Below are 16,612 nucleotides of genomic sequence, written 5' to 3' on the forward strand. Positions count from 1 at the left end.
GAACAGGACAGTGAAACGCCTTCGCGCCGATGATAGTGGATGGACATCCGTGAAAGTAGGTCATCGTCAGGCTCTTTATTCCAAAAAACCCCTTCAGCACTACTGAAGGGGTTTTTTTATTGCCGGTCAAAAATGATAAAATTTCTTGTATCTGTTATTTTTCGTTTATTATCATTGCCAGCAAACAGCAAACAGCAAACAGCAAACAGCAAACAGCAAACAGCAAACAGCAAACAGCAAACAGCAAACAGCAAACAGCAGCTATGCTTATCAAGCAGATCTAACATAACAATAGATTAAATATAAATTAAGTCAAAAAAGAATAATTTTTTTCAAAAAATTATTTACTACTGTAAACTTCAAAGAATTTATATTTCTGGAGATTAATATGGAAAGCATAGAGCTGGTATTTACCATACTCGTTGCTATTCTTGTCAGTGGCCTAATTGGCAGGGTTTTGCCATGGGGGCTTCCTTTACCATTAATACAAATAGGTCTTGGCTTCATTATTTCCGGCGTCTTTGATGAAGGTATCCTTTTAAATCCTGAAGTTTTCTTCCTGCTGCTTATACCACCGCTTTTGTTTCTTGATGGCTGGAGAATACCTAAAGATGAATTATGGCGCGATAAGGCGGGGATTTTTCAACTTGCTTTTGGGTTGGTTATTCTTACTGTTTTTGGCTTGGGTTATATCATCCACTGGATGATTCCTGCAATGCCATTGCCTGTTGCATTTGCGCTTGCTGCCATTGTATCTCCCACTGATCCTGTAGCTGTTCAAGGTATTACCAGGCGTTTGCCTGTGCCCAGACGTTTAATGTCAATTCTTGAAGGAGAAGCACTTTTTAATGATGCCAGTGGTTTAGTGGCCTTCAGAATGGCTGTTTTGGCAGCGATGACGGGGGTATTTTCAATTTCACAGGTGGTGACCTCTTTTATTTGGGTAGCGGCAGCCGGTATTTCGATGGGTCTTATCACTACCTGGTTACTTTTCCTAATGCACCAACGTATTTATTATTTTTTGAGTGAAGATCAAGGAGCAGAAATTCTTTTAAGCTTGCTGACACCTTTTGCCGCTTATGTGCTTGCGGAAGCTATCGGTGGTTCAGGTATTTTGTCATCGGTGGCAGCGGGTTTGGCCATGAGTTCTTTTGAGTTGTCGGGTCGGATTTCACCCATGACCCGAATGCGGCGTACTGCTATGTGGGATCTTTTGCAGTTTACGCTAAACGGGTTCATGTTCATATTATTGGGGGAGCAATTACCGACCATTTTTAATGAGGCCATTGATTTGGTAACTCAAACAGGACATTACAATCCTTGGTGGTTGTTGATGTATGCCATTGTTATTTGCCTTTCCCTGACAGGTTTTCGATTTATTTGGGTCACTGTCTGTATTTATGTCCCCTATTTGTGGGCACGAACTGGAAAGCCTTCCTCTTTACCGCAGTGGCGTCATATTTTAATTTTGTCTTTTGCCGGTGTGCGTGGTGCTGTGACATTGGCAGGTGTAATGACGCTTCCTTTTTTATTGCCCGATGAATCCGAATTTCCCGGGCGTGACCTGGCTGTTTTTCTGGCTGCTACGGTCATTATTATTTCTCTTATCGCTGCAAGTATTGCGTTACCCTTGTTATTGAAAGATATATCACCCAGTAAAGAATTTATGATCAGTCATTCCAATCAAAAGAAAATGGCCATCAAGGTTGCCAGTGAGCAAGTGAACATGCATCTTGATTCAGTCATTGCCAATCTGGAGAAAAATGATAATTTTGATGCCAAGTTTTATGAAGATGTTAAAACCAGATTAATGACTGATTTCGTGAATGGGTTTCAACCCGAGAGCGAAGAGCAAAATCTTGAATATGATAAATACCAGGTTGAACGTATGCTGCGCCTGGCTTTGATTGATCGTGCCCGTATCAGTATTTATCAATTAGCCCGGGAAAAGAAAATCTCGGACGAACTTGCCAGGGAGTTGGTTGAAAGACTTGATTTTGATCACATACGCTTTAGCTGATTGCTTTGCAAGGCGGAACTTGAAAAGCTAATGGAAATTATTGGGTGATGATTCTTGTCAATTAGATGGGCTCATTCCTGATTTGTGCAATTTTTGTTTCAATACCATACTTTTTGATTTTCATATATAGGGTGCTTTTGGCGATACCCAAATGTTTTGCGGTTAATGTCATGTTGCCATGATGTAATGCCAGTGCTTTTTCAATTGAGATAAGTTCTGCCTGCTGAAGCAGTCCCGTATCGGGCATAGAAGTTGCATAAGTGGAAGGGATATCGATTTTCCTGATGGTTGAGAGGATCTGTTCAGGAATATCTGCAGGTAATAAGTCATTGCTTTGACTCATCAAGTACATGTTTTCAATGGTGTTCCTTAATTCCCTGATATTGCCCGGCCAATTATATTCATCCAGTATTTTTAAGGTTTCGGGGTTTATCTTTTTGGATCCATAGCCATATTTATGTTCTAGTATGCCCAGGAAGTAATCAACCAGGATGGGGATATCCTCTTTAATTTCTCTTAGTACCGGTATATGGATACTTGTGACAGAAATACGGTAATAAAGATCCATTCGAAAACGTCCTTGTGATACTTCCTCCTGTAAATCCCGGTTGGTGGCTGTGATTAATTTGAAGTTGATTTTTCTGGGCTTGTTTTCTCCGATCCTATAAATCTCACCTTCTTCCAGAACCCTTAAAAAATGCGGTTGTAAATCAAGTGGCATTTCACCAATTTCATCTAAAAACAAGGTACCGCCATTTGCTGCTTCCACTTTGCCGATCATTCCTCCTTTTCGAGCCCCGGTAAAAGCGCCTTCACAGTAACCAAATAATTCGCTGGCCAGTAGATCCGGAGTTAAGCCGCCACAATTCAAGGCAACAAAAGGTCTTTTATCTGCGGTTTCTGTATCGTTAGCCTGATGCATTCCTCTTACGAAGTTTTCTTTGCCGACACCGGTTTCACCATGAATCAAGACCGGGACATTGGTTTTTGCCAATAATTGTGCTTTTTCTATGGCTTTTTTTAAGGGGGGAGACTGACCGATGATCTGGTTAAATCCTCTGTCTTCAGTGGGCTTATCAGAACGGTGAGCAGAAAGTTGCCTGGATGGGGCTTCCGGTTTATTGCTTCGGATAGGACTGGGGATAGTCAGGACAGTACCAATGCGTTCACCTTCATTGATAACGGGTTCGATCCAGTCGTCTTGTAGCCATTCTGGTTTTTGTGTTGGATGAACGTTACTGATTTGATTCAAATCCAGGGAAAAAAGAGATTCGGATTTATTCAGATCCAATTTGATATTTTGTGCCAGCAAGGCTGAGTTAACTTGTTCATTCAGCTTAATCGGGCGACCTCTTCGGTCACAAATGATAATACCGTCATTACTGCCAGAGAATCTGGCAACGCTTTGTTCCAGTAATTGATAACGAAACCTGAGCTCTCTTTTGGCTAGTGCGCTTTCAATACGGCTGGCAGTCGTGGCCACCAGGGCCAGGCTATGGGGGCTGAATGTATGTTTCAGGCCCGAAATATCAATGGCTCCCAGTGTTTGTCCATCATAGGGGTCACGAATGATAGCAGCTGTGCAAGTCCACTCCCGGACACCGGAACAGAAATGTTCAGCGGCATGGACCTGGACAGCTTGTCCTGTCATAAGGGCCGTGCCAATGGCATTGGTACCAGTACGTAATTCATTCCAGTTATAACCGGTTGTTAGCTGGATGGATGCAGCAGCATCAAGACCACGAGGATCACCTTCAATGGATAAAATGACGCCTTCCGGATCAGTCAGAATCATTACGCTCCCTGTTTCAGCTAAAAAATCCCTGGCCATCATCATGACCGGTTGGCTGGCTGTGACCAGTTCTGAATGCCGTTGCTGAAGTATTAGCAGTTGATTATCTTCCAGCACTGAAGGTGGGTGCAGGTGCACAGGGTCAATTCTGGCATCAAGACATCGTCTCCAGGAATCATTGATTAAACGTCTTAGGGCATTGGGTGCGGGAGAATGACCATTCATCACACTTTCCCATGCGGAAATCACACGATTATCGTTGTCAGGGTTAGATAAACGCTGACTTTTGATTGAGCCTGTCATATTGTCTCCGGCTGAACTTGATGCTATATGCTTGATAGTTAGTTACAGCTCAATGATGCGTTTTTTGTTTTTATTGCCTTGGTCGTACTGCTTGTTTTGACTTCAAAAAATACATATTACGCATCGTTTTTAATTCTTTCTCGACTATAGCTTTTTCCATCTTCAGACGCAACCTGGAGGTTGTGTTAAAGAGGGGGTGCTGTCCATTTATTTATGCTGATTTAATTATATTCAGTATTAACCCTATTGTCCGGATATTGGTTGAAATGAGTATGAGCGTACGGAAATCGAACGTACGAATTTCATTTTAATGAAATTGATTGTTTTTTATGCTAGATGGTTTTTTAAATTTTTCATATATGAATCAATTGATTGGGATTTCAAAAGCATAATTGGCACGGGTTTTGCTCATACATCGATGTGACAGATGATTCTGTTATCAAAGGAGCGGAATCCTTGAGGAAGTAATGAAAGGAATTCCAGAGCAAAAGAGAATAATTATTCAGGAGATGTGTTATGCGGACTGAATCCACTCCCGTACAGGTTATGGGTATTGATGCAGGCGGTACGATGACCGATACATTCTTTGTCAGCAGTGACGGTCGGTTTGTCGTTGGCAAGGCGCAAAGTAATCCGGCCGATGAGGCCCAAGCCATTTATGAGTCTTCCAATGATGCGCTGGCTGCATGGAATCGAAGGGTTGAGGATGTTTATCCCGAGCTGTTAACCTGCGTTTATTCCGGTACGGCCATGCTGAACCGGGTGGTGCAGCGTAAAGGGCTTGATGTGGGCTTGATGTGCAACAAGGGGTTTGAGGACGTGCACTCGATGGGACGCGCCTTGCAAAGTTATTTGGGCTACGCACTGGAAGATCGTATTCATCTGAATACACACCGCTATGATGAACCATTGGTTCCGTTGTCCCGTACCCGCGGTGTTACCGAACGTACTGATGTGCAAGGCAAGGTGGTTATTCCACTTAATGAGGATGATGTCCGCAAAGCAACCCGTGAGCTGCTTGCAAAGGGTTCGCAGGCAATTGTCATCAGCTTGTTGCAATCGCATAAAAATGGGGACAATGAACGCAGGGCCAGGGATATTTGTCTGGAAGAACTTGCAAAACTGGGTTCGGATATTCCAGTTTTTGCAACGGTAGATTATTACCCGTCACGCAAGGAAAGTCATCGTACTAATACCACTGTTCTGGAAGCTTATGCTGCCGAACCTTCCCGTAAAACGCTTAAAGGTGTAAGTGACCGATTCAAGCAACATGGCGGTAAATTTGACTTGCGTGTGATGGCCACTCATGGTGGCACGATTGGCTGGAAAGCCAAAGAGCTGGCGCGTACCATTGTATCGGGTCCTATTGGCGGCGTTATTGGTTCCAAGTTTTTAGGTGAGTTGCTGGGTTACGACAATATTGCCTGTAGTGATATTGGTGGCACCAGCTTTGATATGGCCATGATTACCAAAGGCAGTTTTGCCATTAAATCAGATCCGGACATGGCTCGCCTGGTTCTGTCATTGCCACTGGTCGCCATGGATTCGGTGGGGGCGGGTGCGGGCAGTTTTGTGCGGATTGACCCATACAGCGGCTCCATCAAGCTGGGTCCGGACAGTGCCGGTTATCGTGTGGGCATGTGTTGGCCGGAAAGCGGTCTGGATACCGTGTCTGTTTCCGATTGTCACGTTGTGCTGGGTTATCTGAATACGGAAAACTTCCTGGGTGGGGCGATCAAGCTGGATGTGGAGAGGGCACGGCATTATCTTAAAGTACAAATTGCAGATCCTCTGGGATTGTCTGTCGAAGATGCGGCGGCAGGGGTGATTGAATTGCTGGATTTGCAGTTGCGAGAATACATGCGCTCCACGATTAGCGCCAAAGGGTATAACCCGGCCGATTTTGTTTGCTTTTCTTATGGCGGTGCCGGTCCTGTACATACCTATGGCTATACCGAAGGTCTGGGATTTGAGGATGTGGTCGTGCCTGCCTGGGCTGCCGGATTTTCAGCGTTTGGCTGTGCCTGTGCCGAGTACGAGTATCGCTATGACATGAGTGTGGACGTTGCCGTACCTCCCGGGTCTTCAGATGAGGTCAAGCAACAAGCGGGTATTACGCTTACAAAGGGCTGGAATGAATTGGCTGAAAAAGTGATTGAAGAGTTTGTGATCAATGGCTTCAAGCCTGAGGACGTCATGCTTCGTCCGGCCTATAGCATGCAGTTCCTGGGCCAGTTGAATGATCTTGAAATTGACTCTCCCATCAGTGCGGCATCAAGCGTTGAAGACTGGGAAAAAATGGTGGCCGCTTTTGATGAAACTTATGGTCGGGTGTATGCCACTTCCGCCAGTTCGCCAGAGCTTGGTTTTGGTGTTACCAAAGTCATTATGCGTGGTAGCGTTATATCACAAAAGCCTGAGTTGCCCGAGGAGGAGCTGTCAGGTAAAGAGCCGCCCAAAGAGGCCCTGATTGGTAAGCGTCCGTTTTACCGGCATAAAAAATGGCATGACGCGGATGTATGGTCAATGGAGGCCCTGAAGGCGGGTAATCATATTGTTGGCCCCGCGGTGATTGAATCTGATGCCACCACTTTTGTGGTACCAAAAGGGTTTGAAACCACACTGGACAAACATCGCCTGTTTCATTTGAAAGAAGTGAAATAAATAAAGTTAAGGAGACACAACATGAATATGATGTCAATGAAACAAGTCGGGCTGGGGAACTTATTGGGTAATGGCATGACGCTGAAAGCACATCGTGATGCCGTTTTGGCCAGAACTAAAGAGAGCGGTTATTACAACGCGCTTGAAACACTGGCGTTCAAGGAAAGCGATCCGATCAGTTATGAAAAAATGTTTTCAAGGTTACGTGGGGGGCTGGTGCATGCCCGTGAAACCGCCAAGAAAATTGCCGCTTCACCTATCGTGGAGCAGGAAGGCGAATTGTGCTTTACCCTGTATAACGCCGCCGGTGACTGTATTCTGACTTCGACCGGTATTATCATTCACGTGGGCACCATGGGTGCAGCCATTAAGTACATGATCGAGAATGATTGGGAAACCAATCCAGGCATTAATCCGGGTGACATGTTTACCAATAATGACTGTTCTATCGGTAATGTGCACCCTTGTGATATTGCCACGATCGTACCCATTTTCTGGGAAGGCAAACTGATTGGCTGGGTGGGTGGAGTCACTCACGTGATTGATACGGGCGCGATCTCTCCGGGCTCGATGTCCACCGGGCAAACCTCCCGTTTTGGGGATGGCTACATGACGACCTGCCGCAAAACGGGTGTGAATGATGAGCCATTACGTGACTGGCTGCATGAAAGCCAGCGCTCAACCCGTACACCCAAATATCTGATTCTGGACGAACGTACCCGGATTGCCGGCTGTCATATGATTCGTCAACTGGTTGAAGAGGTGGTTGAGTCCGAAGGGGTGGAGGCTTTTGAGAAGTTTGCCTATGAAATTATTGAGGAAGGTCGCCGTGGCCTGCAATCCCGCCTGAAAGACATGACCATTCCAGGCGTTTATCGCAAAGTGGCCTTTGTTGATGTTCCCTATAACCATGAGGATGTTCAGTTAACGGCTTCTTACGCCAAAATGAATACCATCATGCATGCTCCCACCGAGTTGACCATCCGGCCAGATGCCAGCTGGCGCATGAACTTTGAAGGCGGAAGTCGCTGGTGCTGGCACAGCTTCAATGCCAACCAGGTGGCTTTTACCAGCGGTATCTGGGTCATGCTAACGCAAACACTGGTGCCAACCCAACGGATTAACGATGGTGCTTATTATGCAACGGAATTCAATATTCCCAAAGGCACCTGGATGAACCCGGATGATCGCCGGACGGCCCACTCGGATGCCTGGCATTATCTGGTTTCCGCCTGGACAGGTATGTGGCGGGCAATGAGCCAATCTTATTTCAGCCGCGGTTATCTGGAAGAGGTAAATGCCGGTAATGGTAATACCAGTAACTGGCTACAGGGTGGGGGTATCAACCAGGATGGGGAAATTCATGCAGTTAACAGTTTTGAAACGGCGGCAACCGGTACCGGTGCCTGCGCGGTCAAGGATGGCCTGAATCATGCCGCAGCTGTTTGGAATCCTGAAGGAGATATGGGTGATATTGAAATTTGGGAAATGGCCGAACCCTTGTTGTTTATGGGACGTAACGTAAAAGCCAATTCGGGTGGTTATGGCAAATACCGGGGTGGATGTGGACTGGAAACCCTGCGTATGGTCTGGCATGCCCAGGACTGGACCATGTTCTTTTCGGGTAACGGTTATATGAACAGTGACTGGGGACTAATGGGAGGTTATCCGGCAGCCACCGGTTACCGTTTTGAAGCACATAATACCGATCTTAAAGCCCGGATTGAACAGAAACTTTCTATTCCACTGGGAGCAGACAGTAACCCGAGTGAACCGGATTATGAGCGTCATATCAGTGCGACTGCCCAGATTAAACGTGATAAGCAATGCATGACCACGGAAACCATTTTTGAGGATCATGACCTGTACCTGAACTATATCCGTGGCGGTCCGGGCTTTGGTGATCCGCTGGATCGTGAGCCGGCAGCCATTGCCCGTGACCTTAACAACCGTTTCGTGTTACCTGAATTTGCCCGGAAGGTTTATGGTGCGGTTATTGACAAAGATGCCGAAGGCAACTGGGTGGTTGATTCTGAGAAAACAACGGTACGACGTGCTGAAATTCGCAAGGAACGGTTGCAGCGTGCGGTACCTACCCGTGAATGGATGAAGGAAGAGCGTGAGCGGATCCTGACCAAGAGTGCTTCAGTTCAGGTACGTCATATGTACTCAACCAGTTTTGCCTTGAGTGAGAAATTCACCAATGAGTTCAAGCAATTCTGGGACTTGCCCGAAGCGTGGTCATTGCCGGAATCCGAGTTGGGAGTTCCTTCATTTGGATCAACCTATCGCAATGACATTTCAGAAATGCCGGGCGTCAGTACCGTTGTTCTGGTTGACGAATAAAGCAGGATCATGGCCTTGCGAATCGTAAGGCCATGAAATAAAAAAGATCAAGGAGATAAGTTATGTCAGTATTTACAAGAGAACAGGTTAATAATCTGGTGGATGGCAAGCTTGATTGGGACACCACCCTTCGTATGCTGCAAACCCCCAAGGACAAAGAACGTTTTGAACTGTACCTGAGCGTACTGCAAGACAAGGTTTCCTGGAAAGACAGGATCATCCTACCATTGGGGCCTCATCTATATATTGCGCAATCCCAGTCTACCGGACAATGGGTGAACAAGTGCAGCTGTGGTCATGAGTTTGGTGATTACCGCCATAACTGGAAAATGGATGCGGCCATTTATGTGCGGGATACCCCCGAAGCCATGCAGGAAATTTACCCTGAGTTGATGGCGCCCGATACAGACTGGCAGGTATATCGGGAGTATTACTGTCCGGAATGTGGGGTGTTGCATGACGTGGAAGCGCCCACACCATGGTATCCGGTCATTCATGATTTTGAGCCGGATATTGAATCGTTCTATAAAAACTGGTTGGGTCTGCCTGTTCCTGACCGGGTTGATTAACCCTTTAAAAGCAGGGTTTAAGAAATAAGGTTTTAATAAATATTAACCGCGGTCTGTGAATCCTGTACAAAAAAACTGATTCACAGATTGCGGTTTTATTTTGGTGGAGTCGAGTTAATCAAAACTGGCGGGAACCCAGTGCTTCTTTGATTTTTTGATCAGTTTTGTATTGGCTGAGGGAATAGACTGCCCATATGCTGGCGGGAACCCAGCCAATAGGGGTTACTTGCAGTATCAGGCAGATAATGTCGGCAATAGGACGAACTATGGTAAAAAAGGTCAACCATGGCAAGCGTAAAGCAATAATGGCCCCAAAAAAATCATGAATCTTTTCATTGCAAGGTGTTTTTGAGAAATAAAAAACTTCAGCTTGACGTAGGTGCCCGTTGTCGATAAATTTGAATTTATTTCAATTAAGAACTCAATGTGGAGCAGTCATGAAATACCGGAATCTTGGCAAAAGTGGTTTAAAAGTATCCCCACTGGTACTGGGAACCATGATGTTTGGCGGGCAAACCAGCGAAGCGGAATCACATCGGATTATTGCCGATGCCAAAGACCGGGGCATCAATTTTATTGATACGGCCGATGTTTATAACAATGGGGAATCTGAAGCGGTGGTTGGGCGGGCCATTGCCAGTAACCGTGATGACTGGGTTCTTGCAACCAAACTGGGCAATGTGTTTGGCGAAGGGGTTAACCAGCGTGGCATTTCTCGCAAATGGATTTTTCAGGCGGTTGAAGCCAGCCTGAAACGCTTGGGAACCGATTACTTGGATATTCTGTATTTGCACCGGGAAATACCCGATGCGCCATTGGAGGAGGCCATCCGTGCGCTTGCTGATCTGATCAGGCAAGGAAAAATCCGGTATTTCGGGGTGTCCAATTTCAGGGGGTGGCGTATTGCCGAAACTGTCAGGTTGGCTGATCAGGCTGGTATTGATCGACCAGTGGCCAGTCAGCCTTTGTACAATCTGGTCTCCCGTGTTGCCGAGGTTGAGCAATTGCCTGCCGCTGCCCATTACGGTATTGGTGTTGTGTCATACAGTCCTCTGGCACGGGGTGTTTTAACCGGTAAATATGACCCGGATACTGCGCCACCGGCCGATTCGCGTGCCGGTCGCAACGACCGTCGTATCATGCAAACAGAATGGCGTCGGGAGTCATTATTGGTTGCGCAGCGTATCAGGCAGCATGCCGAATCAAAAGGCATTTCAGCCGCAGATTTCTCCCTGGCATGGGTGCTGAATAATCAACTGATCAGCTCCGTTATTGTAGGGCCCCGTACATTTGAACAATGGCAGGCTTATCAGCGGGCCCTTGATTATCAACTGACAGCTGATGATGAGGCGCTGGTAGATGAGTTGGTGGTAACAGGGCATAATTCTACACTCGGGTATAATGATCCAGGGCATCCCGTCATTGGCAGGGTGCCTTATTCTGCTGCCTGAAACAATCAAAACCGACCCCCCATGATTTTTACTTATGAATCCCCCTTCGCTTTTGTGGACGTTGAAACTACGGGGGGGGTGATTGGGCAAGATAGACTGACCGAAATCGCTATTATCCGTTATGACGGTCAAGAAGTTTCTACTTATCAGTCCCTGATCAATCCAACCTGTCGTATTTCCGGTTTCATTGAAAACCTGACGGGTATCAGTAATGAAATGGTGGCAAAAGCACCTCTTTTTTCTGAGGTGGCAGAAAAAATTCGCGCACTGCTCGAGGGGCATGTCTTTGTTGCACATAATGCGCGGTTTGACTACAGTTTCATCAAAAGTGAATTCAAACGGGTGGGTATTGATTTCAAAACGCCCAAATTGTGCACGGTTAAGCTGTCCCGCAGGCTATATCCTGCTTACGAAAGGCATGGGCTTGATTATCTGGTTCAGCGACACCAGCTTGAAATCAAACACCGGCACCGGGCATATGGCGATGCGCATGTGTTATTGCAATTCTGGCAATTGGTCAACCGGCAGTTTGAGGGCGCTTATTTGCAACAGGTCGTTCAAGAACTGATGACTATTCCCCATTTGCCTGAGCATATTGACCCAGAAGAAATTGAGTCCATTCCCAACCGGTTTGGTGTGTACTTGCTCTATGGCGATGATGACAGGCTTCTTTTTGTGGGTAAAGGCAATAAGCTTCGCCAGCGGGTGCTGACTTTTTTTGCCAAAGATCGGGCCTTGCCCGCCGAAAAGTCATTTTCTGATCGTGTGAGGCGGGTGGATTATATTGAGTGTGCCGGTGAACTGGATGCTTTTTTGACCGAAGAAAAATTGATTAAGCAGTGTCAACCGGAAAAAAACAAACAACCAAGGCGCAGAAAGACAGGTGATTTGGCGCAATGGCCTTTCAGGGGTTATGCAGTTTTGCCTGAAAACAATCTGAAGCATGTGTTTTGGCATTGGCAGTACCTGGGTACAGTTCATAACGCAGAAGAGATCAGTCAAACATTATCACAGGAAAAGCAGAACTTTTCCCATGAAATATATAAAATCCTGGTGCGGAATATGTCCCGTTTGGTAGCGTTGTGAGTGATCAGTATTGATAGAGCCCACGTGTTTTGGCCTGTAATCGGCTGATGCCCAGCAATGACTCAGTCCAGGGGATAGAGATTTCCAGCTGGTGGGCAATTTCGGTGACTGATGTTACCAGAGCATCCAGTTCAAGCGGTTTGCCAGCTTCCGCATCCTGCAGCATGGATGTCTTGAAGGATCCAAGCTTATAGGTAACCTGGTGCCTTTGTTCAGGGTCGGCCTCTATTGGCAAGCCAATTCGTGCTCCGACTGCGGCAGCTTCCTGCATGATACGTGACATGAAATCGCGGACATAGCGATCATCCAGAATGTGATCGCTTTTTGCACCCGTGATGGCTGAAACAGGATTCATGGTCATGTTTCCCCATAGTTTGAACCAGATGTCTTTCTGGATGCATGACGTATTTTCCACATCAAATCCGGCTTTTTCCAGTATTGCGCAAAGCTGCTTCAGCCTTGGGGTTTGGGTGCCGTTGGGCTCTCCGATGATCAAGTGGTTGCCTGCGATATGTTTAACCGAACCTGGGGCGGGCGTGGTGGCGGAAAGGTGGGTGACACAACCGATGACCTGATTGGCCGGGATGTGTCTGGAAATAATTTCCTGCGGGTCAACCGAGTCCAGTTTCAGATGACCGTTTTCATGTTCAAGCCCATGAAAGAACCACCATGGAATCCCGTTCATGGCAGACAGAATGGTGGTGTCTGGTCCTATTAAGGGCGCAATATTTTTGGCTATGGACTGCAGTCCGGTGGTTTTTACAGCGATAATGACAATGTCCTGTACACCCAGCTCTGCTGGAGACTGGCTTGCCTTAATCGGGTGGCTTTGCGCCGTATCGCTGCCCGCTGGATAGAATTGAAGCCCGTTTTTTTGTAATGATTCAAGCGTGGCGCCACGTGCTACAGCACTGACGTCATAACCGGCCTGTACTAGCCGTGCCGCCATTAAACCACCTATTGCACCGATTCCATAAATACAGATTTTCATAGATAAATTCCTTTAAGGTCGTTAGTTTTTATAGTTGGTGTCAATGGTATCGACTTGGCGTCTTAACGCTTCAAAAACATCGCGACCAGCACCATATCGAGGATCAAATTGCAGGGCGTCAATACTGGATTGGATTTGTATTTCTTCAGGGATGGGGGTAGTTGGGCCAAGTGCCGCGCCAGCCACCTGGATTTCGCAGGCACGCTGTAAGGTCCACAGGTAGGCAAAGGCCTCGGGAATGGTGCTTCCCCATGACAGCAAGCCGTGATTTTTCAGGATCACGGCCTGCCGGTTGCCGATGGAACGCTGTACCCTTGGTTGCTCATCGGCATGGATGGTTATGCCTTCAAAATCATGGTAGGCAACGCGATTATGCAATTGGGCAGCATAAAAATTATCTCGCGACAATCCCGCAGCCGAGCAGGCAACGGCGCAGCCAGCTGTGGTGTGGGTATGCATGACACAGTGGGCGTTTTCAATACCGCTGTGAATGGCTGAGTGCAGGATGAAACCGGCTGGATTGGCTTTCCATTTGGAGGCGCCGATAACATTGCCATCAAGATCTATCTTGACCAGATTGCTTGCGGTCACTTCGGTGTAGTGCAGGCCAAACGGGTTGATCAGGAAATGCTTTTCCGGGCCTGGAATGCGAACGGTAATATGATTGTAGATCAGTTCTGTCCAGCCCAGCATCGCAAAAATCCGGTAGCAGGCAGCCAACTCGGCCCGCAGGGCCTGTTCGGTTTCAGTGATGTTTTCTTCAAGTGTAATGGAATCAGCCAGTGTATTCATTGTCGTCTCTTTTATCTGTGTTGTGGTGGTCAATGACATGGTTTTAGTTGCATCATATTGCCATTGCAGTGAAATGGTTGTTTAACTTTGCAATTAATGCCATTGTGCTTTCCCGTTCGGCCGGTTTGACACAGGACAGGATTTTAGCTTCCAATTGTGCCGGTGCAAGCGGAAAATGGGCATGACCCAATGCAAAACGGATCGGGCCACTTTCAAGGCGGGTGTTATCCTTGAGAGTAATGGTAACGTCATCGTGAAGGGCAAAGCTGGGTTCAAGCGGGCAGGCTTCATTATTGATTGAAACCTTAACTTTTTCCATCAATGTCCGGATGGCTGGGTTGGTAATGTCATCTTCAGTCATTTTTTGCAGGCTTACTTCACCATAAACCAGCGCCGAGGCACAGGCAAAAGGCATGCTGAATTTCGCCTGAAGAGGCGTGCCTGGGTGCTGGTATTTAAGCACTCTGGCATTGGTTTCACTGACGGTTGCCGTAATGGTTTGTATGTGTTCAATGGGAATATTATGCTGTTGCCTTAATTGCAATACACCGTCAATCACACGGTGTGAAGCATAGCAGACTGGATATTTTTTGATACTTGGTTTAACCGTGTTGATGCTTAATGCCTGCTGCTTTTCGAAAGGTCGTTCGCGATCCGGCGCATGCCGGTCTGAAAAAGCAGTCAGGAAACCGGTTGATCCTTCCAGAGCATCGGCTGAAGCCGTTACACCCATGGCGGCCATTTCAACAGCCCCGTAAGCATATTCGATCGCCCAACCCGCATGCAGGGGTTTGCACATCGAACCAAAATTGGCGACCAATCCAGAGGCGCGGCTGGCAGCTATGCCCAGTGCATGGGTGGTTTTTTCACTATCAATTTGACGCGCCGCGCAAAGTGCGGCGGTGGCACCCATCGTACCCAGCACGGCAGTGGGGTGCCATCCTTTTTCATGTAAAGGGTCGGGTATCCGGTTAAGTAAATCCGCCCAAATCTCATAACCTTTCAAGTAGGCGCTGATGAGGTCCTGCCCGGTCAGACCACTGCGGTCTGACTCGGCAAGCAGAACCGGAACCAGGACAACACTGGGGTGTCCGGCCAGGGCAACATCATCAAAGTCCAGTGCATGGCCTGAAACGGCGTTAAGCATGGCGGCAACCATTGCGGTATGTTTTTGCGGTGAAAAAAATACGCTGGCTTCCTGCTCATTCTGGTAGCATCTGTTTACCCAGGATGCAAACAGGCGGGTTACTTCCTCATCACGCCCGGAAAGAATGCAGCCGGCAGTGTCAAGAAAGGCCAGCTGCACGGTTTGGCAAACCTCGGGGGTGATTTGTCCTGCAATATCACTGGTGATGAAGTCGGCCATTTGCCGTGACAGTGTTTTCATTACGTCTCCTAGAATGAACGTGGCATACCCAGGACGTGTTGTCCAATGAAGGAAAGAATGAGGTTGGAAGAAATGGGGGCAATTTGCATGACCCGGCATTCACGCCATTTACGTTCAACATCATATTCAGCGGCATAGCCAAATCCACCGTGTGTTTGCATGCAGGCCTCGGCAGCATGCCAGGCCGCTTCGGACGCGAGCAGTTTGGCAATGTTGGCGGCTTCACCACAATCCAGGCCTGCGGCAAAAATGGCGGTCGCTTTGCGTACCATCATCTCGGCAGCTTCAGTCTCGGCATAAGCACGGGCGATAGGGAACTGAATCCCCTGGTTCTGGCCAATCGGACGACCGAATACAACACGCTCATTACCATAGGCGGCGGCTGTCTTGGTAAACCATTTTGCATCACCAATCGCTTCCGAGGCACACAGAATACGTTCTGCATTCATGCCGTCAAGAATATATCGGAATCCCTTGCCTTCTTCACCAACCAGACTGGAGGCGGGAACCACCAGGTTTTCAATAAACACCTCGGTTGTATTATGGTTGATCATGGCACGAATCGGTTGGATTTCAACGCCATTGCCACGGGCTTCACGCAAATCCACCAGGAACACGGAAATGCCATCGGTTTTTTTCTTGACCTGATCGGCAGGCGTGGTTCGGGCCAGTAATAGCATAAGGTCGGAATAACGGGCACGTGAGGTCCATACTTTCTGGCCGTTGATAATATAGTTGTCACCATCACGCACGGCCCGGGTCTTGATTTGGGTGGTGTCTGAGCCGGTGGTGGGTTCCGTAATACCAAAGGCCTGCAGGCGCAGTTTGCCACTGGCGATATCGGGCAGGTATTTTCTTTTTTGCTCTTCGCTGCCGTGACGCAAAAGCGTACCCATGATATACATTTGTGCGTGGCAGGCACCTGCATTGCAGCCGGCCGCATGAATTTCTTCCAGAATAACCGATGCTGCACGCAGGGGCAGGCCACTGCCACCATATTCTTCGGGAATCAGAGCACCCAGATAACCGGCTTCGGTCAGGGCATTGACAAATTCAGAGGGGTAGCCTTGCTGCTCGTCCAGGTTTCTCCAGTATGAGCCGGGAAAGTCCTCGCAAATGCGGCGAACACTTTCACGGATGTCTTGATAGTCATTTCCCAATTCAATGGAAACGGGAGTGTTTTGTGTGCTTAATGTATCCATGGTTCTTTT

At 47.5% G+C, this 16,612-nt stretch carries 13 protein-coding genes; 7 read left to right on the forward strand and 6 right to left on the reverse strand.

From position 1 onward, the window contains the following. The first annotated feature begins 119 nt into the window (after positions 1-119). Together HCX92_RS07325 and HCX92_RS07330 are read left to right on the forward strand one after the other, a co-directional pair. Positions 120-284 (forward strand): hypothetical protein, encoded by a 165-nt coding sequence (locus tag HCX92_RS07325; RefSeq protein WP_169294296.1) that lies wholly within the window; start codon positions 120-122, stop codon positions 282-284. Positions 285-388: 104 nt separating this feature from the next. Next, positions 389-2,020 carry a Na+/H+ antiporter gene (locus tag HCX92_RS07330; protein ID WP_169294297.1) on the forward strand — a complete coding sequence of 544 codons (1,632 nt, stop codon included), beginning with the start codon at positions 389-391 and terminating at the stop codon, positions 2,018-2,020. A 61-nt stretch (positions 2,021-2,081) separates the two neighbouring features. On the opposite strand, the gene HCX92_RS07335 is transcribed toward HCX92_RS07330, so the two are convergent. Continuing rightward, positions 2,082-4,115, reverse strand: a complete 2,034-nt coding sequence (locus HCX92_RS07335) for a sigma-54-dependent Fis family transcriptional regulator (RefSeq protein ID WP_169294298.1) — start codon at positions 4,113-4,115, stop codon at positions 2,082-2,084. Between the two features lie 516 nt (positions 4,116-4,631). Here HCX92_RS07335 and HCX92_RS07340 point away from each other — a divergent pair. The 3 genes from HCX92_RS07340 to HCX92_RS07350 all read left to right on the forward strand — a co-directional run bounded on the left by HCX92_RS07340 (position 4,632) and on the right by HCX92_RS07350 (position 9,694). Further along, on the forward strand, positions 4,632-6,779 hold the full coding sequence (locus tag HCX92_RS07340; RefSeq protein WP_169294299.1) for a hydantoinase/oxoprolinase family protein: 2,148 nt from the start codon (positions 4,632-4,634) through the stop codon (positions 6,777-6,779). A 21-nt stretch (positions 6,780-6,800) separates the two neighbouring features. Then, positions 6,801-9,125, forward strand: coding sequence for a hydantoinase B/oxoprolinase family protein (locus HCX92_RS07345; protein ID WP_169294300.1), 2,325 nt, complete (start codon positions 6,801-6,803; stop codon positions 9,123-9,125). A 62-nt stretch (positions 9,126-9,187) separates the two neighbouring features. After that, positions 9,188-9,694 (forward strand): acetone carboxylase subunit gamma, encoded by a 507-nt coding sequence (locus HCX92_RS07350; protein WP_169294301.1) that lies wholly within the window; start codon positions 9,188-9,190, stop codon positions 9,692-9,694. 118 nt (positions 9,695-9,812) lie between these two features. On the opposite strand, the gene HCX92_RS14875 is transcribed toward HCX92_RS07350, so the two are convergent. Beyond that, positions 9,813-10,022, reverse strand: coding sequence for a YqaE/Pmp3 family membrane protein (locus HCX92_RS14875; protein ID WP_371808404.1), 210 nt, complete (start codon positions 10,020-10,022; stop codon positions 9,813-9,815). A gap of 109 nt (positions 10,023-10,131) precedes the next feature. On the opposite strand from HCX92_RS14875, the gene HCX92_RS07360 reads away from it, so the two are divergent. Both HCX92_RS07360 and HCX92_RS07365 read left to right on the forward strand, forming a co-directional pair. Further along, positions 10,132-11,145 carry an aldo/keto reductase gene (locus tag HCX92_RS07360; RefSeq protein ID WP_169294302.1) on the forward strand — a complete coding sequence of 338 codons (1,014 nt, stop codon included), beginning with the start codon at positions 10,132-10,134 and terminating at the stop codon, positions 11,143-11,145. Positions 11,146-11,166: 21 nt separating this feature from the next. Continuing rightward, positions 11,167-12,231, forward strand: a complete 1,065-nt coding sequence (locus tag HCX92_RS07365; protein ID WP_169294303.1) for an exonuclease domain-containing protein — start codon at positions 11,167-11,169, stop codon at positions 12,229-12,231. Between the two features lie 4 nt (positions 12,232-12,235). Here HCX92_RS07365 and HCX92_RS07370 read toward each other — a convergent pair whose 3' ends face one another. The 4 genes from HCX92_RS07370 to HCX92_RS07385 are packed head-to-tail and all read right to left on the reverse strand — an operon-like array spanning position 12,236 to position 16,603. Beyond that, a complete protein-coding gene (locus HCX92_RS07370; RefSeq protein ID WP_169294304.1) occupies positions 12,236-13,222 on the reverse strand; it encodes a 2-dehydropantoate 2-reductase in 987 nt (328 codons plus the stop codon). A 21-nt stretch (positions 13,223-13,243) separates the two neighbouring features. After that, positions 13,244-14,014, reverse strand: a complete 771-nt coding sequence (locus HCX92_RS07375; protein WP_169294305.1) for a class II aldolase/adducin family protein — start codon at positions 14,012-14,014, stop codon at positions 13,244-13,246. Positions 14,015-14,066: 52 nt separating this feature from the next. Beyond that, the gene (locus HCX92_RS07380; protein WP_169294306.1) at positions 14,067-15,401 is read right to left on the reverse strand and encodes an MmgE/PrpD family protein; all 1,335 of its coding nucleotides are present in this window, start codon (positions 15,399-15,401) and stop codon (positions 14,067-14,069) included. 8 nt (positions 15,402-15,409) lie between these two features. Further along, positions 15,410-16,603: an acyl-CoA dehydrogenase family protein gene (locus HCX92_RS07385; RefSeq protein ID WP_169294307.1), complete on the reverse strand. Its 1,194-nt coding sequence runs from the start codon at positions 16,601-16,603 to the stop codon at positions 15,410-15,412. Between the last annotated feature and the right edge of the window lie 9 nt (positions 16,604-16,612).

It is taken from the genome of Advenella sp. EE-W14, from assembly GCF_012923605.1.
Classification (GTDB): domain Bacteria; phylum Pseudomonadota; class Gammaproteobacteria; order Burkholderiales; family Burkholderiaceae_B; genus Advenella; species Advenella alkanexedens.

Excerpts from the sequence above, each read along its gene's own strand:
- HCX92_RS07330 (WP_169294297.1), top strand. The coding sequence starts at position 389 with ATGGAAAGCATAGAGCTGGTATTTACCATACTCGTTGCTATTCTTGTC.
- HCX92_RS07335 (WP_169294298.1), bottom strand. The coding sequence starts at position 4,115 with ATGACAGGCTCAATCAAAAGTCAGCGTTTATCTAACCCTGACAACGAT.
- HCX92_RS07340 (WP_169294299.1), top strand. The coding sequence starts at position 4,632 with ATGCGGACTGAATCCACTCCCGTACAGGTTATGGGTATTGATGCAGGC.
- HCX92_RS07345 (WP_169294300.1), top strand. The coding sequence starts at position 6,801 with ATGAATATGATGTCAATGAAACAAGTCGGGCTGGGGAACTTATTGGGT.
- HCX92_RS07350 (WP_169294301.1), top strand. The coding sequence starts at position 9,188 with ATGTCAGTATTTACAAGAGAACAGGTTAATAATCTGGTGGATGGCAAG.
- HCX92_RS07360 (WP_169294302.1), top strand. The coding sequence starts at position 10,132 with ATGAAATACCGGAATCTTGGCAAAAGTGGTTTAAAAGTATCCCCACTG.
- HCX92_RS07365 (WP_169294303.1), top strand. The coding sequence starts at position 11,167 with ATGATTTTTACTTATGAATCCCCCTTCGCTTTTGTGGACGTTGAAACT.
- HCX92_RS07370 (WP_169294304.1), bottom strand. The coding sequence starts at position 13,222 with ATGAAAATCTGTATTTATGGAATCGGTGCAATAGGTGGTTTAATGGCG.
- HCX92_RS07375 (WP_169294305.1), bottom strand. The coding sequence starts at position 14,014 with ATGAATACACTGGCTGATTCCATTACACTTGAAGAAAACATCACTGAA.
- HCX92_RS07380 (WP_169294306.1), bottom strand. The coding sequence starts at position 15,401 with ATGAAAACACTGTCACGGCAAATGGCCGACTTCATCACCAGTGATATT.
- HCX92_RS07385 (WP_169294307.1), bottom strand. The coding sequence starts at position 16,603 with ATGGATACATTAAGCACACAAAACACTCCCGTTTCCATTGAATTGGGA.